We start from the raw sequence: 20,288 nt of genomic DNA, 5'->3' as shown, positions 1-20,288 counted from the left end.
GCGGGTCACGCCCCTGCCTTGGTGAGTGCGGTGGTGTCGTCGTCGTCGAGGGGTTGGGCCGGTTCGTCGGCTTCGTGGAACTCCAGTTGCCGGCGTCGGTTGGGGATGAGGCCTTCGGGGCGGACGCGCATCAGGACGATGAGGGCGGCGCCGAAGACGAGGAGCTGGTAGTCGGAGAGGAATTCGAGTTTCTTGGGGATGAGGAAGAGGAGGGTGGCGCCGGCGAGTGGGCCGCTGATGGTGCCCATGCCGCCGAGGATGACGGCGGCGAGGAGGAAGGCGGAGTTGGGGGGCAGGGCGTCGGCGAAGGTGTACTGGTCGGGGGTGACGGTGTAGGTGACGTGGGCCTGGACGGTGCCGGCGACGCCGGCGAGGCAGGCGCCGAGGGCGAAGGCGAGGAGTTTGAGGCGGAAGCCGTTGATGCCCATGGCTTCGGCGGCGGTCTCGTCCTCGCGGATGGCGATCCAGGCGCGGCCGATGCGGGAGTTGCCGACTCGTGCGAAGACCAGGACGACGAGGGCGGTGACGAGCAGCATCAGCAGGTAGTAGTTGCCGAAGCGGCCGATCTGGAGGCCGCCGAGGGCGTGGGTCTGGCTGAAGTCGAAGCCGAAGATGTTGAGTTCGGGGATGCGGGGGATGCCGTTGGAGCCGTTGGTGACGTTGGGGCCGGTGGTTCCGTTGAGGTTCTGCATGGTGATGCGGAAGATCTCGCCGAAGCCGAGGGTGACGATGGCGAGGTAGTCGCCGCGCAGGCGCAGGGTGGGGGCGCCGATCACGACGCCGAAGACCATGGAGACGGCGGCGCCGACGAGTACCGCGGCCCAGAAGGGCAGTTGGACGTGGATGGGTGAGGCGGGGGAGCCGGAGACCAGGGCGGCGGCGTAGGCGCCGACGCCGAGGAAGGCGACGTATCCGAGGTCGAGCAGGCCGGCGAGGCCGACGACGATGTTGAGGCCGAGGGCGACGGTGGCGAAGATCAGGATGTTGGTGGCGACCGAGGCGTACTGCTCGCCGGTCTGGAACGGGAAGCTGGCGGCGGCGGCGAAGGCGGCGCCGGTGGTGACCGGGCGGTACTTGATGGTCAGTGCGCGCAGTCTGCCGAGCAGGCCCGAACCGGCGAGTGCGGCGATCATGAAGGCGACGAGCAGGAGGTATCCGATGAAGAGCTCGCCGTAGTCGGTGTCGATGCCGAAGGTGATCGCGTAGGAGCCGACGCCGAAGGCCGCGACGATGAGCAGGACCTCGACCCAGGAGGGGAGTTCGCGGGGCGTGGGGAGGGGGCGGTCGATCTTGCCGAGGCGCAGCCGGCTGTTGGCGAGGTGGCCGAGCTGGAGCAGCAGGACGGCGCCGGCGGCGATGGCGAGGGCGCCGGAGAGGGCGGTCATCACGGGGGCGACGGGCTTGTCGCCGGGGATGGCGTGGGCGGCGATCCAGCCGATGGGGGCGGCGGGCAGGAGCAGGAAGAGCCGCTTGTCGAGGATGCGGAGGGGGACGTGGGTGCGCCGGTCGAGGGGGAGGCCGAGGGCGCCGAGGAGGCCGAGGAGGCCGCCGGCGGCGAGGACCCAGCCGCCGGGTTCGAGGTTGGCGAGGCCGCCGAGTTCGGTGGAGATGGCGGCGACGGAGTAGGCGGCGACGGCGAGGGCGCCGGTGGCGGCGTAGAGGACGGCGTTGTTGCTGCGGGTGGGGGCGGCCCAGCGCAGGCCGGGGGTGCCGCGGGTGGCGAGCAGCAGGGCGAGGGTGAGGAGGCCGGCGGTGACGGCGAGCCACTGGAGGCCGGCGGGGGAGCCGTAGTAGGTGAGGTCGCCGGGGAAGTCGCTGGTCCAGGTCCAGGACATGGCCGCGGAGGCGGCGACGGCGAGGGCGCCGAGGCCGGTGAGGGCGGTGGCGGCGGTGGCGGGCAGCGGGATGACCGGGGTGGTCTCGGTTCTGGTGGTGGTCATGGTGGTCACGCCCTGTCCGCGACGCGCTCGCCGAGCAGGCCCTGGGGCCGGACGAGGAGCACGAGGATGAGGAGTACGAAGGCCCAGACGTCCTTCCAGGCGCCGCCTCCGAAGAGGTGCATGCCGGGGAGGTGCTGGATGTAGCCGGTGGCGAGGGCTTCGGCGAGGCCGAGGGCGAGGCCGCCGAGCATGGCTCCGTAGATGTTGCCGATGCCGCCGAGGACGGCGGCGGTGAAGGCCTTGAGGCCGAGGATGAAGCCCATGCGGAAGTCGACCTGGCCGCTGCGCAGTCCGTAGGCGACGGCGGCGACGGCGGCGAACGCGGCGCCGATGGCGAAGGCCATGACGATGATGCGGTCGGTGTCGATGCCCATCAGTTTGGCGGTGTCGGGGTCCTGGCTGGTGGCCTGCATGGCGCGGCCGGAGCGGGTGCGGGTGACGAACCAGCCGAGGGCGAGCATGCACAGGGGGGCGGCGATGATGAGGAAGAGGTCGCTGCGCTGGACGGTGACGGAGCCGAGGCTGAAGGGGTCGCCGGGGATCTTGGGGAAGACCCGGGCCTTCTTGGCGTCGGGGTAGAAGGAGAAGACGAGTTGCTGGAGGAAGATGGACAGCCCGATCGCGGTGATCAGCGGGGCGAGCCGGGGGGCGTTGCGCAGCGGCCGGTAGGCGAAGCGTTCGGCGGCGACGGCGGTGAGGGTGGAGACCAGGATGCCGGCGATCAGCATGAGTGGTAGGGCCAGCCAGAGGGTGGTGCCGCCGGGGAGGGCGAGGTAGGCGGTCAGGGCGCCGAAGCCGCCGACCATGACGATCTCGCCGTGGGCGAAGTTGATGAGCTGGACGATGCCGTAGACCATCGTGTAGCCGATCGCGACGAGGCCGTAGAGGGCGCCGAGGATCAGGCCGTTGGCCAGCTGCTGCGGTAGGTCGTGCACCGCTGGGCCTCCGTAGTGCGTTCTGGGGTGTCCGCGTGGGTGGTGGATGTGGGGGCGCGCGGGGGCACTCGTGGCGCCCCCGCGCGCTGGTGGTGCTGGGTGTGTCGGTGCCGGTGCTGCCGGTGTGGGGTTCCGGCGGGGCGGTCAGCCGTTGAAGGTGCCGGACTTCTCGACGGCCCACTTGCCGTTCTTGACGGTGTAGACGGTGAGCTGCTTGTTGGTGGTGTCGCCGAACTCGTCGAAGGAGACCTTGCCGGTGACGCCGTCGAAGGAGACCTTCTGGACGGCGTCGCGGACGGCCTTGCGGGCGTCGCCGGTGGGCAGCTTGCCGTTGTTGGCGGCGACGACGTTCTTGACGCCCTCGATGATGGCCCAGGCGCTGTCGTAGGAGTAGCCGCCGTAGGTCTCGTAGGCGTCCTTGTAGTTGGCGGCCTTGTAGTCGGCGATGAACTTCTTGGCGGTGTCGAGGGTTTCGACGGGCAGGCCGACGGCGGTGGCGTAGTCGCCCTGGCTCTTGGGGTTGAGCTTGATGAACTCGTCGCTCTGGATGCCGTCGCCGCCCATCAGGGGGATGTTGACGCCGGCGTCCTTGAGCTGGAGGGAGAGCGGGCCGGCGGCGGGGTACTCGCCGCCGTAGTAGACGGCGTCGGCGCCGGAGGCCTTGACCTTGGTGACGATGGCGGAGAAGTCGCGGTCGTCGGGGTTGACGTGCTCCTCGCCGGCGAGGGTGCCGCCGAGCTTGGTGAACTCGCCCTTGAAGGTGGCGGCGAGGCCGGCGCCGTAGGTCTTCTGGTCGTCGATCAGGAAGACCTTGGTCTTCTTGGCGTCGTTGTAGAGGAACTGGGCGGCGAAGGGGCCCTGGACGGCGTCGGTGGTGGCGGTGCGGAAGTAGGACTTGAAGGGGCGCTTTTTGTCGCCGGTGGCCCACTTCTCGCCCTGGCTGAGGGCGACGCCGGTGTTGGCGGGGGAGATCTCGGTGAGGCCGGCGTCGTCGAAGATCTGCTGCATCGACTGGGCCACGCTGGAGTTGAGGGGGCCGACGACGCCGAGGACCTTGGAGTCGCTGACCAGTTGGGTGGCGTTCTGCTGGCCGGGGGCGGGCTTGGCGGTGTCGTCCAGGGCCTTGACCTCGAACTTGACGCCGGGGACCTCGTTGGTGGCGTTGGCGGTCTTGACGGCGAGGTCGACGGAGTTGCGGATGCCGAGGCCGAGGGCGGAGAGGTCGCCGGTGAGCGGGGCGTCGACGCCGATCACGACGGTGGTGCTGCCGCTGTTGTCCTTGCTGCCGGCGTTGTCGCCGGACTTCCCGCCGCGGGAGCCGCAGGCGCTGAGGCTGAGGGCGCCGATCACGGCAATGCTCACGACAATTGCTGAACGGTGACGCACGAGGGTCCCCTTCGGTTCAGGAGGCGCCCGCGCCGATTGGCGGGAGCCGGGATGCGCGGAGGGCCGGGCCCTTTCCGGATGGCGCGGTGACTGGCCGTGACTCTAGATGTCGTGGGGGCGGCTCGGGCAGTGGTGTGGGCAGGCTGTGATTCTCTTGTTATGAGCACACGGAGCATTTGTCTCAGCATGTGGCCGTTCCGGCTCGACCGACCCTGAACTTCCGGGTGTTTAGGCCCTGGTGAAGTGATGTAAGGGCCAGAAATGGGGGTTGCGGCTGGCATTGCCGATAATCGGACACTGGTGTCCGATGTGCTGCTTTCGAGCGTGCACGTCCGCATTGCGGACAAGAAGGGCGCGGCGAAGGGGCCCCTGACCCTTGTGGAGCGCCGGAACTGCCACGTGCGTGGATTTCCTACTTATTACGCTGCGTTACAAAGGGTGGAGAAGGGCTGGGGGGAGGGGTGGGAGACGCGTCGATCGCACCCGGACATGCCGACGCCCCCTCGCTCAGACCAACGCCTGCCCAGGTGGGCGGAGGGTCAAACGAGGGGGCGACCAAGGGAATTGGTGTCCGCGGGGCCGAACGGGCCGTGTCCGACGGCCGGTTGGACGCGTACCGCCGGGGCCGGGTGTACTGCGTGCCCTGTCCGTGCCGTGCGTGCCGCCGTGCCTGCTACAGGTCGCGCAGCATGCAGGTCAGCCGGCAGCTGGTGACCCGCTTGCCGGTGTCGTCGGTGATCGCGATCTCGTACGTGGCGGCCGTGCGGCCCTTGAACACCGCCGTCGCCACCCCGGTGACCAGGCCGGAGGTGGCCGAGCGGTGGTGGGTGGCGTTGAGGTCCACGCCCACCGCGTAGCGGCCCGGGCCCGCGTGCAGCATCGCGCCGATCGAACCCAGCGTCTCGGCCAGCGCCGCCGAGGCGCCGCCGTGCAGCAGCCCGTACGGCTGCTGGTTGCCCTCCACCGGCATGGTGCCGACGACCCGGTCGCCGGAGGCCTCGACGATCCGGATGCCGAGCTTCTCGCCGAGGTGGCCGCCGGAGAAGGTCTCCGGGCTCACCCCGAGCTTGGCGAAGTGGTCCAGCACGTCCTGCGGGACCTTCAGGACGGGGGCGGTGCCGGGGGTCGCGTCGGCCATGTCGGTCATGGGGAACTCCTGCCGCTCGGGTTGTTCGGGGTGTCGCGTCGTGGTGCTGCCTGTGATCGTACGACCGTCCTACTCGCTGGTATCGGGGGTGGTCGAACTGGCGCGGCGCCCCTTTTGTCGGTGCCGGGCCATAGGATCGGTGGCCGGAAGTGGAATCGGCAGGAACGGACGTTGACGTGGCTACGCAGAGTACGGAAAAGGGCGCGACGGGTGACGGCGGGGCCGGCCCGCGGCCCCGGCTGATGCTGCTCGACGGGCACTCGATGGCCTACCGGGCCTTCTACGCCCTGCCCGTGGAGAACTTCAACACCTCCACCGGCCAGCCCACCAACGCGGTCTACGGCTTCGCCTCGATGCTCGCCAACACCGTCCGCGACGAACAGCCCACCCACCTCGCCGTCGCCTTCGACCTCTCCCGGCAGACCTTCCGCTCCGCAGAGTTCCCCGACTACAAGGCCAACCGCGCCAAGACGCCGGACGAGTTCCGCAGCCAGGTCGGCCTGATCGGCGAACTCCTCGACGCCATGAACGTCCCCCGGATGACGGTCGAGGGCTTCGAGGCCGACGACATCATCGCCACCCTGGCCACCGCCGCCGAGGCGGCCGGCTACGACGTCGACATCGTCACCGGCGACCGCGACTCCCTCCAGCTGGTCACCGACCACGTCACCGTGCTCTACCCCACCAAGGGCGTCTCGGAGCTCACCCGCTTCACCCCCGAGAAGGTCACCGAGAAGTACGGCGTCACCCCGCGCCAGTACCCCGACCTCGCGGCCCTGCGCGGCGACCCGTCCGACAACCTGCCCGGCATCCCCGGCGTCGGCGAGAAGACCGCCGCCAAGTGGGTCAACCAGTTCGGCTCCTTCGACGAACTCGTCGCCCGCGCCGACGAGGTGAAGGGCAAGATCGGCGAGAAGCTGCGCGACAACCTCGACTCCGTCAAGCGCAACCGGGTACTCACCGAGCTGGTCCGCGACGTCGAACTCCCGCTGGGCGTCGCCGACCTGGCCCGCCGGCCCTTCGACAAGGCCGCCCTCGGCACCCTGATGGAGTCGCTGGAGTTCCGCAACGCCAACTTCCGCGACCGGGTCTTCGGCATCGACCCGGCCGTCGGCGAGGCCTCGGCCGAGCCCGAGCTCGCCCCCGGCGTCGAGGTCGACGGCGAACTGCTCACCGACCCCGGCACGCTCGCCGCCTGGCTGGGCGAGCACGCCTCCGACGGCAAGACGACGGTGGCGCTGGCCGCCGTCTACCAGTGGGCGCTCGGAACCGGCGAGGTCACCGAAGTCGCCCTCGCCGCGGGGGAGTCGGCCGCCTGGTTCGACCCGGCGCTGCTCGCCGAGGAGGACGAGCGGGCCTTCGCCGGCTGGCTCGCCGACGCGGCCGCCCCCAAGGCCCTGCACATCGCCAAGCAGGTCATGCGCGCCTTCGCCGAACGCGGCTGGACCATCGCCGGGGTCGTCGCCGACACCGCGCTCGCCGCCTACCTGGAGAAGCCCGGCCGCCGCACCTTCACCCTGGAGGTCCTCGCCGAGGAGTACCTGGCCCGCTCCCTCACCCCCGCCCCGGCGGCCGAGAGCGGCCAACTCGCCTTCGACGCGCCGGAGGAGGACCCGGCCGCGCACGCCCAGGCCCTGATGCTCCAGGCCCGCGCCGTGCTCGACCTCGCCGCGCTCTTCGACACCCGCCTCGCCGAGGTCGGCGCCGCCGGGCTGCTCCACGACATGGAACTGCCCATCGCGGCCCTGCTCGCCCGCATGGAGCGCTACGGCATCGCCGCCGACCGCGAGTGGCTCACCCGGCTGGAGACCCAGTTCGCCGTCGAGATCCAGCGCTGCGTCGAGGAGGCCCACGCCGCCGCCGGGCGGGAGTTCAACCTCGGCTCGCCCAAGCAGCTGCAGGAGGTCCTCTTCGGCGACCTCGCCCTCCCCAAGACCAAGAAGATCAAGACCGGCTACACCACCGACGCCGACGCGCTCACCTGGCTGGCCACCCAGACCGACAACGAGCTGCCCGTCATCCTGCTGCGCCACCGCGACCAGGCCAAGCTGCGCACCACCGTCGAGGGCCTGCTCAAGACGGTCTCGGCCAAGGGCCGGATCCACACCACCTTCAACCAGATGGTCGCCGCCACCGGCCGGCTCTCCTCGCAGGACCCGAACCTGCAGAACATCCCGGTCCGGACGGAGGAGGGGCGCGCCATCCGCCGCGCCTTCGTCGTCGGGGCCGGGTACGAGTCGCTGCTCACCGCCGACTACTCGCAGATCGAGCTGCGGATCATGGCCCACCTCTCCGAGGACGAGGCGCTGATCGAGGCCTTCGCCTCCGGCGAGGACCTCCACACCACCGTCGCCTCCCAGGTCTTCGAGGTCCCCGGCGCCGCCGTCGACGCCGAGATGCGCCGCAAGATCAAGGCGATGTCCTACGGCCTCGCGTACGGGCTGTCCGCGTACGGGCTCTCCCAGCAGCTCGGCATCAAGCCGGCCGAGGCCCAGGGCCTGATGGACACCTACTTCGAGCGCTTCGGCGGCGTGCGCGACTACCTGCACCGGGTCGTCGACGAGGCCCGCGCCACCGGCTACACCGAGACCCTCCTCGGCCGCCGCCGCTACCTGCCCGACCTCAACAGCGACAACCGCCAGCGCCGCGAGATGGCCGAGCGGATGGCCCTCAACGCCCCCATCCAGGGCTCGGCCGCCGACATCGTCAAGATCGCCATGCTGCGGGTGGACGACGCCCTGCGCGCGGCCGGGCTCACCTCCCGGATGCTGCTCCAGGTGCACGACGAAATCGTGCTGGAACTCGCCCCGGGCGAGCGCGAGCAGGTCGAGACCATCGTCCGCGAGCAGATGGCCGGCGCCTACCCGCTGCGCGCCCCGCTCGACGTCTCCGTCGGCGTCGGCGCCAACTGGGAGGCCGCCGCCCACTGACGGTCTTTCTCAGGGCGGGCCCGGGCACACGGGGTGTCCGGGCCCGCCGATCTCGGGTCGCGGCTGCCGGAGGGCTTCTCGCCTACGGCTGCGCCGGGGCCCGGGAGCTGCTCCGGAAGTCCGGGTAGCCCAGGATGAGCAGCTTCTCGGCCGGGTTGAGGCCGTAGGGGACCACCTTGCCGGTGAGTTCGAAGCCGAGCCGCCGGTAGAACGCGAGCGCCCGCTCATTCTCCTCGTGCACGCCCAGGGTCAACCACCGCACGTCGGTGTTGACCTGGGCGTAGCGGATGCTCGCCCTCACCAGGTCGGCGGCGGGGCCGACGGGTCCGCGGTGCTTCGGGGACACGTAGACCGAGTGGACGTGAACGTGGTCCGGGACGTCCGGGAGGGGCCCGACACCGGCGATCCCGACCCAGTTTCCGGCCTCGTCGGCGGCGACGAACGTGGCCGACTCCTGGGCGGAGGCCTCGACGGCGGCCTGCTGCCGCCAGACGTCGTCGGGGAGGGCGGCGGTGTCCTCGTAGGAGGAACTGAAGGCCGTGGGTGAGTCGCGCAGTGCCTCCAGCCTGATCGAACGGAGTTGCCGGTGCTCCGTGCCGGCCATTCGGCGTATGACGTGGTGCATGGGGCCGACTCTCGCAGATTCGGATCAGGCCGAGGTCATGGCCTGCGGTCCGCTCCGGACGGGCCCCCGATCCCGCGGGCCGCCGACCGGACGGGGATCAGGCCAGGCGCTCCAGGGCCAGGGTCAGCGCGTGGTCGAGGGCCGCGTCGGCGGCGCACGGTGCGTCGGGCCGGACGCCGGTGCCCTCCCAGTTCGTGCCGGAGACCGGGTTCTCCGCACGGGCGACGGGCACGCTCAGCTCCAGGTGCGGGTGCACCGTCCAGCCGTCGCGCGGGTGGGCGCCGCCCCGGGTGGCCTCCCCGACGATCACGGCGCGCCCGAGCTGCTGCAGGTCGTAGGACAGCTCCTCGGCCGCGGAGAAGGTGTGCGCGCTGGTCAGCACGTAGACCGGCTTGTCGGCGCCGAAGCGGGCACCCGGTACGAACGGGGGCGTCCAGAACTGCTCGGCCACCTCTCCCTGCCGCGAGACCAGGGTGTTGAGGTGCGTGCGGCTGTCGAGCAGGTAGCCGCAGATGAAGGCGACGGTGTCGGGGTCGCCACCGGTGTTGCGGCGCAGGTCGAGTATGAGGGCGCGGGCGGGGGCCACCAGCGAGAGCGCCGCGGCCAGGGGCTGCGCCGCCCAGTCCAGCGGGAACATCTTGGGTGCGATCTCCAGCACCGCGACGCCGCCGTCGAGGAGTTCCACGCGCGGGACACCGCCCATGGAGGCGTCGAACTCCCTGCGCATCGCGGCGAGTGCGGCCTCGCCCCGGTTCGGCGGCACCGGCACGGCGTGGTACTTGAGGGCCAGGTGCAGGTCGCCGTTGACGGTCCGCAGGTCCGCGGTGACCGCCTCGGCCAACTCCTCGGCGGATCCCGCCGCGTAGGCACCCCCGGTGCTGCGGCTCCGCAGCAGGGCAGCCAGTTGCCGGGCGACATCGGGGAAGACGTAGTTCTCGCTGACCAGGTCGGCGATCGACTCGACGACGGCGGCGGCGTCCAGCGCGGGAGGCATGGTGGTGGAGGTCATGGGAGGGAGTAGAGCAGTGGCTTGCCAAAGCGTCAAACGTACTTAACGCTTGATCCGATGAGCCATCAACCGGACGAGAACGTCCAGCGGATCAGCACTCCCGCGCAGCACACCGCACTCGCCCACCCCGTGCGCCAGCGCCTGCTCTTCGCCCTGAGCGCCCGGCCCTCGACGATCAGCCGGCTCGCCGCGCGGCTGGGAGTGAACAAGGGCAGCGTCTCCCACCACCTCCGGGTGCTGTGCGAGGCGGGGCTGGTCCAGGACGCGGGAACGCGACGGGTGCGCGGCGGCACCGAGAAGTACTACCGGAGGACCGCCGAGCGGCTCCTCGTCGACGAACCGCAGCCCGAGGGCACGGCCGCACTGTTCGGCGCCGTCGCCCAGGAGCTGGACCGCTCGCCATTCGACCACCTCCTGACGCTGCGCCACATCCGGCTCACCCCGGCCAAGGCGGCGCGGCTGGCCGAAGCACTGGCCGCACTGGTCGACGGGACGGAGGAGGACCAGGAGGGCGAGCCGGTGCACGGCCTCCTGGTGACGCTCTACCAGCAGGCCGGGTCGTAGCGGCGGGGCGGCCTGCCGAAGTGGTGGGGGCGGCGGGCCTCAGTGGATGAGGAGGGCCTTGACGCCGGAGAGGATCGGGACGAACTGGTACCGACCGTCGCCCTGGCCGCAGGAGGGCTTGGTGTCGGGGGTGTTGGAGACGTTCGTCCCGGCTCTGAACCGCCCGTCCCCGCTCGGCCCGAAGGTCGTGAGGTGGTCGCGGTAGTCGTCGAAGTAGTACATGCACTGGTGCAGGTTCAGGTACCGCCCGGCGGTCAGGTCCAGGGGCGTGACGCTCGACAGCAGGGGGATGGGGTGGTCGGTGCCCCCGCCGCCGCAGCTGACCGCGGTGTCGCGGGTGTCGGAGACCTTGGTGCCGGCGACGAACTTGGCGTCGGTGGTCCCCACCACCGTGGTGAGGTGGTCGAGGTCGAAGTCGCTCCAGAACATGCACTGGTGCAGGTTGAGGTAGCGGCCGGACGTCAGGTCGTACGGTTCGGCGGCCGTGTAGACGTTGTGCTCGTACCTCCCGTCCCCGGGGCCGCACACGGCGTCGGTGACGGGGGTGTCGGAGACGTTCGTCGCCGCGCTGAAGCGCCCGTCGAGACTCGGGACCAGGGTGGTCATGAGGTCGAAGGTGGGCGCCCCGAGCGGGCTGCTGTAGACGCACTGGTGCAGGTTGAGGTACCGGGCGGCCGGGGCCTGTGGTGCGCCGTGGACGGCCGGGGCAGCGGCGGCGGGGGCCGGGCCGGCCAGTGCGGTGACGAACAGGGCGGCGGCGCCGAGCGCGGCGGAGCGGGGGGCGAGGCGCATGGGTCCTCCGGGGTGGGGGTACGGCCGCTCCGAGTGAGGGCCGGCAAGCAGGAGGTTTCCCGGGGCATCGGGCGGCCCGGGGCGCTGAGCTCGCAACTTCACCTGAAAGGAGCGGGCGCCGGGCCGGAGCACAGCGGCGGAGCGCCGGGATCTGCCCTCGTCGAGCAGATCCCGGCGTCCCGGCCTACCGCCTGCCGGGCGTCACTTCAGGTGCCGGGTGAAGAACCGGGCCGCGGCGTCCCCCGCGAACTGCGGGACTCCGGTGTGCCCGCCCATATTGGCGTGCAGGGACTTCTCCTTGGAGCCGAAGGCGTCGAACAGGTCCAGGGCCGCCTGCCGGTCGTTCCCCTCGTCGTCCCACTGCAGCAGGACGTGCAGCGGAATGGTGACCTGGCGGGCCTCCTCGAAGGTGGCGCGGGGCAGGAAGCTCCCGGCGAAGAGCCCGGCGGCCACGATGCGCGGCTCGACCACCGCGAGGCGAACGCCGATGGAGATCACTCCCCCCGAGTACCCGACGGGGCCGCCGATCTCGGGCAGCGACAGCAGGGCGTCCAGGGCGGCCTGCCATTCCGGGACCGCCTTGTCGACGAGCGGGAGGGTGAGGGCGTCGATGACCTCGTCGCTGACCGGTTCGCCGGCCTCCATGACCCGGCGCAGGTCGGCGCGGGCCTGCTCGACGGCGGCCCAACGGGGCCGGTCGCCGCTTCCGGGAAGTTCGATGGTGGCTGCGGCGAAGCCGTCCGCCACCGCGGTCCGGGCCCGGGCCGCCAGTCGGGCGTGCATCCTGTGCAGCCCGAGCGGGGGGTGGCCGAGCAGGATCAGCGGTACCGGTGCGGACGCGGATGCGGGCGTCCACAGGATGCCGGGGATCTCGCCAAGGGTGAACGTCCGCTCGACGACACCGTCGTCGAGGTGCTGTTCAGCAGTGAAGTGCATGGTCGTGCCTTTCGGGAGTGCTCATGACGGCGCTCCCGGACGACCTATCGCCCGACCGTGACCCCGGAGGGGAGCACCCATGTCGATACTGCGTTCACGGGTACCACCTCCTCGTTCTCTCGCACGGTCTCCGAAAACGTAGCAGGGGGCTCGGTAGTCCTCCAAACGGTTTTCCGCGCGGGCTCCGTGGCCGAGGAGTGCTCGTGGGCAGGCCGGGCGCGAAGGGCTCCTCGCTCTCCTGACGTGTCAGTTCCTCGGATTGGTCCGGCGGGTGGGCTCTGCCGTGGTCGGGTCCTCCGGCCAGGGGTGGCGGGGGTAGCGGCCCCGCAGGTCCGCGCGGACGGCGTGGTAGCCGTTCTTCCAGAAGCTCTCCAGGTCGCCGGTGACGGCGGCCGGGCGGCCGGCGGGGGACAGCAGGTGGATGGTCAGCGGGACGCGGCCTGCGGCCAGGGTGGGGGTCTTGGTCCAGCCGAAGAGCTCCTGCAACTTGACCGCCAGCACCGGGCGTTCGGTGCTGTAGTCGACGCGTGTCTTCGAGCCGGACGGCACGGTGATCCGCTCCGGCGCGAGTTCGTCCAGGCGTCCCGCTTCGCCGGTGGCCCAGGGCAGCAGGCGTTGCAGGCCGGCGGTGGTGTCGATCCGTGCGAGGTCGGTACGGCGGCGGGCGCGGGAGAGTTCGGGTTCCAGCCACTCGTCGGCGCGTTCCAGCAGCGCCGCGTCGGAGACGTCCGGCCACGGGTCGCCGAGGGCGGCGTGCAGGAAGGCGAGACGCTCGCGCAGGCCGGGGGAGGGCCAGGTCAGCAGGGCGCTGACGCCCTCCCGGGTGAGGCCTTCGAGGAGGGCGGCGCGCACGAGCGAGGGTTCCGGGCGGTCGAGGGGCTTCTCGGAGAGCTCGATGGCGCCGAGGGCTTCGAGCCGGCGGGAGACGACTTCGGCCCGGCGGGTGTCCCAGTGGACCTCCTCGCGCGAGGCGAGCAGGGCCGCGCCGGCCTGGCGGGCGGTGTCCTCGTCCAGGGCGGCGGCGTGCAGGATGCGGGCGGAGTGCGAGCCGGCCGGGCGGTCGGCGACCGCGACGGCGAGCCAGGGCAGCGCGCCGAGCCGGGTGCCGGGGGCGAGTTCGGCGGCCGTTCCCGAGGCCATCAGGTACGGGCTGCGCTCGCCGGGCGCGGGCCGCTCGACCCGGGCGCGGGCGATGCGTTCGGGGAAGGCGAGGGCGACGACGAGGCCGGCGGCCGTCGCGTCGGGCAGCGGGGTGGCGGGTTCGTCGGAGGTGGCGCGCTGGAGGCGGCGGACTTCGTCGCGCCAGCGTCCGGCGTAGGGGTCCTTGGAGGTGCGCACCGTCCGCCAGACGGCGTTGAGGTCGTCACCGAGGGCACGCGGAGGTTCCTCGGAGAGCAGGGCGACCACCTCGGCGGCCCGCCGCGCGCCGACGGCGGGAGCCCCGTCGACCAGGGCGCGGGCGAGCCGCGGGTGCAGCCCCGTGCGAGCGAGCCGCACACCGCGCGCGGTGGCGCGCCCGTCGGGGGAGACCGCGCCCAGGGCGACGAGGGTCTGCCGGGCCGCGGTCATCGCCCCCGCGGGCGGAGCGTCCGGCAGGGCGAGGCCGGTGGCGTCCGGATCGCCCCAGCAGGCGGCCTGGAGGGCGAACGAGGTGAGGTCGGCGATCGCGATTTCCGGCGTGGGGAACCGTGCCGCACGCGCGTCCTCGGCCTCGTGCCAGCAGCGGTACACCGTCCCCGGGGCCTCGCGCCCAGCACGGCCCGCGCGCTGTCGGGCGGCGGCGAGCGAGGCCCGTACGGTGACGAGCCCGGCGAGGCCACGCGCGTGGTCGGTGCGGGGTTCGCGGGCGAGGCCGGCGTCGACCACGACGCGCACGCCGGGCACGGTGAGCGAGGACTCGGCGACGGCGGTGGCGAGGACGACCCGTCGCGAGGCGGACGGAGTGAGGGCGGCGTCCTGGACGGCCTGCGGCGCCCGCCCGTGCAACTGGAGCACCTCGGCCGCCACACCGCCCAACTGCCCCGCCACCCGGGCGATCTCGCCGACGCCGGGCAGGAAGCAGAGCACGTCACCGTCGCGTTCCGCCAGAGCCCGCCGGACGACCGCCGCGACGTGGTCGAGCAGCGCCGGGTCGACCCGGGTCCCGTGCGCGGGCCGGACGGCGCGCGGCGGGGGCGCCTGGACCACGTCCACCGGGTGGGACACCCCGTGCGCCTCCACCACCGGCGCACCGCCGAGGAGTTCGGCCCAGGCCTCGGTGTCGGAGGTGGCCGAGGCGCAGACCAGCCGCAGTTCGGGCCGCAGCGCGGCCCGGACGTCCAGCAGGAAGGCGAGCGCGGTGTCGGCGTCCAGGTGCCGTTCGTGGCACTCGTCCAGGAGGACGACGTCCACCCCGGGCAACTCCTGGTCGCGCTGGAGCCGTTGCAGCAGCACGCCGGTGGTGACCACCTCGACGACCGTCTCCGCTCCGACGCGACGCTCCCCGCGCACGGTGTAGCCGACCCGGCCGCCGACGGACTCGCCGAGCAGCCAGGCCATCCGCCGGGCGGCGGCCCGTACGGCGAGCCGGCGCGGTTCGGCGACCAGGACGCGCCGGACGGCACCCGGTTCCAGCAGCCCCGCCAGGGCCAGCGGCACCAGCGTCGTCTTGCCGGTGCCGGGCGGGGCGGCGAGGACGGCGGTGCCGTCCGTGTCGAGCGCCTCGTGCAGGGCGGGCAGGGCGGTGCGGACCGGCAGTTCGCGCCACGCGGGGTTCACGGGGCTCAGCCCCGTTCGGTGACGAAGATCGCCGTGCCGGGGATCAGCCGCCCGCGCAGCGGGGACCAGCCGCCCCACTCCTGTTCCAGCCCGGCCGGCCACTCGGGCTCGACCAGGTCGATCAGCCGGAAGCCGGCCGCGACGAGCTCGCGGACCCGGTCGCCGAGGGTGCGGTGGTGCTCGACGTAGGTGGCGTTGCCGTTCTCGTCCTGCTCGACGTAGGGGGTGCGGTCGAAGTAGGAGGACATCGCGGTGAGTCCCTCGACGCCGGGCTTGTCGGGGAAGGCCCAGCGGATCGGGTGGGTGACCGAGAAGACCCAGCGCCCGCCGGGCCGCAGCACCCGGTGCACCTCGCGCATCAGGCGCTCTGTGTCGGCGCTGAACGGGACGGCGCCGTAGGCGGAGCAGGCGAGGTCGAAGGAGGCGTCGGCGAAGGGCAGGACGGCGGCGTCGGCCTGGACGACGGGGACGGGCGCGGTGCCGCGGCCGAGGTCGATCCGGCGGGAGTGCTGGAGCTGGCGGTAGGAGATGTCCAGGGCGACGGGGCGGGCGCCGCGGGCGGCGAGCCAGCGGGAGCACTGGGCGGCGCCGGCGCCGATCTCCAGCACGTCGCGGCCCGCGACGTCACCGAGCAGACGGGCGTCGGCCTCGTCCAGGCCCTCGGGGCACCAGGTGAAGCGGTCGTCGCCGAGGAACTCGCCGTGCTCGTCCTGGTACTCGTCGGCGTTGCGGTCCCACCAGTGCCGGCTCGCCCGGCTGCTCTCCCCGAGCCCGGCCGCGCGCCGCACCGCGTCGTCGCCGGTGGCGTCCTCGTCGACCTCGTCGACGGATGGGTCAAGATCGTGAAGGGAGGACTGGGGGGTGGTGGCCACGGTGACAATGCCCATCGCGTAGGGTATGGAGTGCGGAAGCGCCGCTGCCGCGAACCGGCCCCTCTCAGGGCCGGATCCTGGCGGTGGCATCCGGGGAAGGGCCCCTGCGAGCGCCACCGCGCGGTGCGCAATCGGAGGATATGGCCTGATCCGTACCGGGCTCCACCGTCTTGCCTCTCTTGGCGTTGACCGTGCCTGGCCGTCCCCGTATGCTACAAGTTGCGCTGCGGGCCTGCGCGCCTCGGACGGAGCAGGTCGCGCTCGCATCTGTCGAAGACCCCACGGTCGCAAGACGGACGCCGGTTCTCGTTGTCACGGGACCACCGGTGCGCCGTGTTCTTGGCTGTCCGGCTTTCGGTGGGAGCGATACGGGCCCTCCGCGTGGCATTACCTACGACTTTCATGTCCGTACCGGAGCCCTTTTCCTAATGACGAGCCCCACCGACTCCTCCCTCAGCACCACCCCGCAGGTCGCGGTCAACGACATCGGCGACGCGGACGCGTTCCTCGCCGCGATCGACGAGACCATCAAGTACTTCAACGATGGCGACATCGTCGAGGGCGTCATCGTGAAGGTCGACCGTGACGAGGTCCTCCTCGACATCGGTTACAAGACCGAGGGCGTCATCCCGTCCCGCGAGCTCTCGATCAAGCACGACGTTGACCCGCACGAGGTCGTCGCCGTCGGTGACAACATCGAGGCCCTGGTTCTCCAGAAGGAGGACAAGGAGGGTCGTCTCATCCTGTCCAAGAAGCGCGCTCAGTACGAGCGTGCCTGGGGCACGATCGAGAAGATCAAGGAAGAGGACGGCATCGTCACCGGTACCGTCATCGAGGTCGTCAAGGGTGGTCTCATCCTCGACATCGGCCTCCGCGGCTTCCTCCCGGCCTCGCTCGTCGAGATGCGTCGCGTCCGCGACCTCCAGCCCTACGTGGGCAAGGAGCTTGAGGCCAAGATCATCGAGCTGGACAAGAACCGCAACAACGTGGTCCTGTCCCGCCGTGCCTGGCTGGAGCAGACCCAGAGCGAGGTCCGCCAGACCTTCCTCACCACCCTGCAGAAGGGCCAGGTGCGCTCCGGCGTCGTCTCCTCGATCGTCAACTTCGGTGCCTTCGTGGACCTGGGTGGCGTCGACGGCCTGGTGCACGTCTCCGAGCTGTCCTGGAAGCACATCGACCACCCGTCCGAGGTCGTCGAGGTCGGCCAGGAGGTCACCGTCGAGGTTCTCGACGTCGACATGGACCGCGAGCGCGTCTCCCTGTCGCTGAAGGCGACCCAGGAGGACCCGTGGCAGCAGTTCGCCCGTACCCACCAGATCGGCCAGGTCGTTCCGGGTAAGGTCACCAAGCTGGTTCCGTTCGGTGCGTTCGTCCGCGTGGACGAGGGCATCGAGGGTCTGGTCCACATCTCCGAGCTGGCCGAGCGCCACGTGGAGATCCCGGAGCAGGTCGTCCAGGTCGGCGACGAGATCTTCGTCAAGGTCATCGACATCGACCTGGAGCGTCGTCGCATCAGCCTGTCGCTCAAGCAGGCCAACGAGGCCCTGGGTGCCAACCCGGCCGAGGTCGAGTTCGACCCGACCCTGTACGGCATGGCCGCCTCGTACGACGACCAGGGCAACTACATCTACCCGGAGGGCTTCGACCCCGAGGCGAACGACTGGCTGCCCGGCTTCGAGAAGCAGCGTGAGGAGTGGGAGCGCCAGTACGCCGAGGCGCAGGCCCGCTTCGAGCAGCACCAGGCCCAGGTCATCAAGAGCCGCGAGGCCGACGCCGAGGCCGCTGCCGAGGGTGGCGACGCCGTCGCCGCTGCCGCCGGTGGCTCCTACTCGTCCAGCAGCGACGAGGGCTCGGGCGCCCTGGCCTCCGACGAGGCCCTGGCCGCCCTGCGCGAGAAGCTGGCCGGCGGCCAGAGCTGAGGCTCTCGCCCCCCGCTAGCTGACAGCTAGGGAACGGGCCCCATCCGGATTCGTCCGGGTGGGGCCCGTTCCGCGTTTCCCGGGCCGGCGCGCGCCCTTCGTTTTCTGGTTTGACTTATGTGCGGTTTATGTGTAGGGAAATGTGAGATGAGGCTCATCGCCCTGCTATAGGCCGGAGTTCGGGTTGCACCTACATTGAGTGGAACTGCCCGAAAGGCTCCTCCATGCGCAACCCCTCCCCCGCCGCCCCCACCGCTGTGGTCGGCGGCCGGCTGGCCGCGATCGGCCGGTTCTGCTTCCGCCACCGCCGTTGGGTGCTCGGCTTCTGGGCCGCCGTCCTGGTCGCCGGGGTGCTGATCGGCGGCCGGGTCTTCGAGGGTTCGGTGGCCGGGGCCTCCTCCGCCTCCGCCGAGGCCGACCGGGGCAGCGCGGTGGTCGCCGCGGCCGATCCGGTCAAGGGCACGGTGACCGCGGTGGTCGACGGCAAGCCGGTGGACGACCCGGCCGTGCGCGCGGCCGTCCAGCGGGCCACCGCCGGGATCGCCGCCCTGCCCGGGGTCTCCGGCGTCCAGGACGCGTACGGCCCGGGCCCCGGCCCGGCCGCGCTGCGGGCCACCGACGGGACGGCGAGCCTGGTCGCCGTACGGATGGCCGCCGACGCGAGCTCCGCGCAGACCGACACGGTCACCCACCGGCTCGCCGCGCTGGACGGAGCGGCCGGGGCGCACGTGACCGTCGGCGGGGACCTGGTGCTCCAGCAGGAGGTCAAGAAGCAGACCGAGCAGGACACCCGCTTCGGCGAGATGGTGACCCTGCCGCTCACCCTGGTCGTGATGGTGCTGGTCTTCGGCGGTCTGGCCGCCGCCTCCCTGCCGGTGATCGGGGCCGTCGCCTCGGTGGGCGGGGCGCTGCTGGCCATGTTCGGGTTCAGCCGGATCATGGACATCGACACCAGCGTGCTGCCGATCGCCACCGTGCTGGGGCTCGGGCTGTCGATCGACTACGCGCTGCTGATGGTGAACCGTTTCCGCGAGGAACGCGGCCACGGCGCGGGCATCGCCGCCGCCGTCGAGCGCACCGCCGCGACCGCCGGGCGCACCGTCGCCTTCTCCGGGCTGACCGTGGCCGTCGCGCTGTCCGGACTGTTCGTCTTCACCAGCCCGGTGCTGGGCGCCGTCGCCGCGGCCGGGGTGAGCGTGGTGGTGATCGCGGTCGCCGCGGCCCTGACCCTGGTCCCCGCGCTGCTCGGCTTCGCGGGCTCGCGGATCAGGACGCCGAGCGCGCCCGTCCCGGACGAGGGCTTCTTCAGCCGGACCGTCCGCCGGGTCCGCAAGCGGGCGGTGCTGGTGACGCTCGCCGCGGTGGCACTGCTGATGGCGGCCGGGGCGCCCTTCCTGCACGCCGAGATGCGCAGCTCCGGCGCCGCCGTGCTGCCCACCTCCTCGGCCGGGCGGCAGGTCGCCGAGGCGGTCGACCACCGCTTCCCGCAGGTCGCGGCCGCGCCGATCACCGTGGTGGTCGAGGGTGGAGCGAAGGTGGCGCAGGCGTACGCGGACGACGTGGTCGCCGAGCTGCCCGGAGTGAGCGGGGTGCGGGCGGTGACGCCGGTCGGCGACAAGGTGTCGACGGTGGACGTGCTGGTGCACGGGGATCCGCAGGGCGACACGGCCAAGCGGGTGGTGGACGAGCTGCGGGCCGATCGGGGCGGGCTGAGGACGTACGTCACCGGCGGCGCGGCCTCGGTGGTGGACTTCAAGGACGAGCTGATGTCGCGCGGCCCGTGGGCGCTCGGCCTGGTCGCGGCCGGGACGCTGCTGCTGCTGTTCCTGATGACCGGCTCGGTGGTGATGCCGGTCAAGGCGCTGCTGATGAACCTGCTGTCGCTGGGTGCCTCGCTCGGCGCGCTGACCCTGGTGTTCCAGGACGGGTGGCTCAGCGGGCTGCTCGGTTTCAGCCCGACCGGGGGGCTGGAGACCTTCATCCCGGTGCTGGTCTTCGCCTTCGCCTTCGGGCTGTCGATGGACTACGAGGTGTTCCTGCTCGCCCGGATCAAGGAGCTCACCGAGCGTGGGCACGGCTGTGTCCGGGCGGTGGAGCTGGGCGTCCAGCGCAGCGGTCGGATCATCACTTCGGCGGCGTTGCTGATGGTGATCGTCTTCGCGGGCTTCGCGCTCGGGGACATGCTCATGGTCAAGCAGATGGGCATCGCGCTGGCGGTGGCCGTCGCGGTGGACGCCACCCTGGTGCGCTGCCTGCTGGTGCCCGCCGCGATGAGCCTCTTCGGCGAGTTCAACTGGTGGGCGCCCGCTCCGCTGCGGCGGCTGCACCGGCGGTTCGGGCTGAGCGAGCACGTCGACCTGCCGGAGATCGAACAGCCGGTGATCCCGGCGCAGGCGCAGGCGCAGGCACAGACGCAGAGGGAGCGGCCCGAGCGGCCGGAGCTGGTCGGGTCGGGGTCGGGGCAGGCGCCCTAGCG

General features: G+C 71.8%; 14 protein-coding genes. 4 read left to right on the top strand and 10 right to left on the bottom strand.

Annotation, left to right across the window (positions count from 1 at the left end):
• Window positions 1-5: 5 nt before the first annotated feature.
• The 4 genes from ACIRVF_RS26855 to ACIRVF_RS26840 all read right to left on the bottom strand — a co-directional run bounded on the left by ACIRVF_RS26855 (window position 6) and on the right by ACIRVF_RS26840 (window position 5,399).
• Window positions 6-1,940, bottom strand: a complete 1,935-nt coding sequence (locus ACIRVF_RS26855; RefSeq protein ID WP_402822811.1) for a branched-chain amino acid ABC transporter permease — start codon at window positions 1,938-1,940, stop codon at window positions 6-8.
• 5 nt (window positions 1,941-1,945) lie between these two features.
• Window positions 1,946-2,875 carry a branched-chain amino acid ABC transporter permease gene (locus ACIRVF_RS26850; protein WP_030281863.1) on the bottom strand — a complete coding sequence of 310 codons (930 nt, stop codon included), beginning with the start codon at window positions 2,873-2,875 and terminating at the stop codon, window positions 1,946-1,948.
• Between the two features lie 144 nt (window positions 2,876-3,019).
• Complete coding sequence (locus tag ACIRVF_RS26845) at window positions 3,020-4,261, bottom strand: branched-chain amino acid ABC transporter substrate-binding protein (RefSeq protein WP_402822808.1); 1,242 nt, start codon at window positions 4,259-4,261, stop codon at window positions 3,020-3,022.
• A gap of 673 nt (window positions 4,262-4,934) precedes the next feature.
• A complete protein-coding gene (locus ACIRVF_RS26840) occupies window positions 4,935-5,399 on the bottom strand; it encodes a PaaI family thioesterase (protein WP_402823017.1) in 465 nt (154 codons plus the stop codon).
• Window positions 5,400-5,650: 251 nt separating this feature from the next.
• On the opposite strand from ACIRVF_RS26840, the gene polA reads away from it, so the two are divergent.
• The gene (polA, locus tag ACIRVF_RS26835; protein ID WP_402823014.1) at window positions 5,651-8,338 is read left to right on the top strand and encodes a DNA polymerase I; all 2,688 of its coding nucleotides are present in this window, start codon (window positions 5,651-5,653) and stop codon (window positions 8,336-8,338) included.
• A gap of 82 nt (window positions 8,339-8,420) precedes the next feature.
• On the opposite strand, the gene ACIRVF_RS26830 is transcribed toward polA, so the two are convergent.
• Both ACIRVF_RS26830 and ACIRVF_RS26825 read right to left on the bottom strand, forming a co-directional pair.
• Entirely contained in the window at window positions 8,421-8,963 is a 543-nt protein-coding gene (locus tag ACIRVF_RS26830; protein WP_402822805.1) for a GNAT family N-acetyltransferase, read from the bottom strand.
• Window positions 8,964-9,060: 97 nt separating this feature from the next.
• A complete protein-coding gene (locus ACIRVF_RS26825; protein WP_402822802.1) occupies window positions 9,061-9,972 on the bottom strand; it encodes a S41 family peptidase in 912 nt (303 codons plus the stop codon).
• A 57-nt stretch (window positions 9,973-10,029) separates the two neighbouring features.
• Between ACIRVF_RS26825 and ACIRVF_RS26820 the strand changes: the two genes are divergently transcribed.
• Complete coding sequence (locus ACIRVF_RS26820) at window positions 10,030-10,536, top strand: ArsR/SmtB family transcription factor (RefSeq protein WP_402822799.1); 507 nt, start codon at window positions 10,030-10,032, stop codon at window positions 10,534-10,536.
• A gap of 39 nt (window positions 10,537-10,575) precedes the next feature.
• On the opposite strand, the gene ACIRVF_RS26815 is transcribed toward ACIRVF_RS26820, so the two are convergent.
• The 4 genes from ACIRVF_RS26815 to ACIRVF_RS26800 form a co-directional block, all read right to left on the bottom strand.
• Complete coding sequence (locus tag ACIRVF_RS26815) at window positions 10,576-11,328, bottom strand: hypothetical protein (protein ID WP_402822796.1); 753 nt, start codon at window positions 11,326-11,328, stop codon at window positions 10,576-10,578.
• Window positions 11,329-11,529: 201 nt separating this feature from the next.
• Window positions 11,530-12,264: an alpha/beta hydrolase gene (locus ACIRVF_RS26810; RefSeq protein WP_402822793.1), complete on the bottom strand. Its 735-nt coding sequence runs from the start codon at window positions 12,262-12,264 to the stop codon at window positions 11,530-11,532.
• A gap of 246 nt (window positions 12,265-12,510) precedes the next feature.
• Entirely contained in the window at window positions 12,511-15,021 is a 2,511-nt protein-coding gene (hrpB, locus tag ACIRVF_RS26805) for an ATP-dependent helicase HrpB (RefSeq protein ID WP_402822790.1), read from the bottom strand.
• A 5-nt stretch (window positions 15,022-15,026) separates the two neighbouring features.
• The gene (locus ACIRVF_RS26800; protein WP_402822787.1) at window positions 15,027-15,983 is read right to left on the bottom strand and encodes a class I SAM-dependent methyltransferase; all 957 of its coding nucleotides are present in this window, start codon (window positions 15,981-15,983) and stop codon (window positions 15,027-15,029) included.
• Window positions 15,984-16,321: 338 nt separating this feature from the next.
• Between ACIRVF_RS26800 and rpsA the strand changes: the two genes are divergently transcribed.
• Both rpsA and ACIRVF_RS26790 read left to right on the top strand, forming a co-directional pair.
• Entirely contained in the window at window positions 16,322-17,812 is a 1,491-nt protein-coding gene (gene rpsA / locus ACIRVF_RS26795) for a 30S ribosomal protein S1 (protein ID WP_238740199.1), read from the top strand.
• 224 nt (window positions 17,813-18,036) lie between these two features.
• Window positions 18,037-20,286 (top strand): MMPL family transporter, encoded by a 2,250-nt coding sequence (locus ACIRVF_RS26790; protein WP_402822784.1) that lies wholly within the window; start codon window positions 18,037-18,039, stop codon window positions 20,284-20,286.
• Window positions 20,287-20,288 lie beyond the last annotated feature (2 nt).

Origin of the sequence: Kitasatospora sp. NPDC101157 (assembly GCF_044768255.1) — a bacterium.
Lineage (GTDB): Bacteria > Actinomycetota > Actinomycetes > Streptomycetales > Streptomycetaceae > Kitasatospora.
Note: the sequence above shows the minus strand (reverse complement) of the source record. Positions and strands in the feature narration are given on the sequence as shown.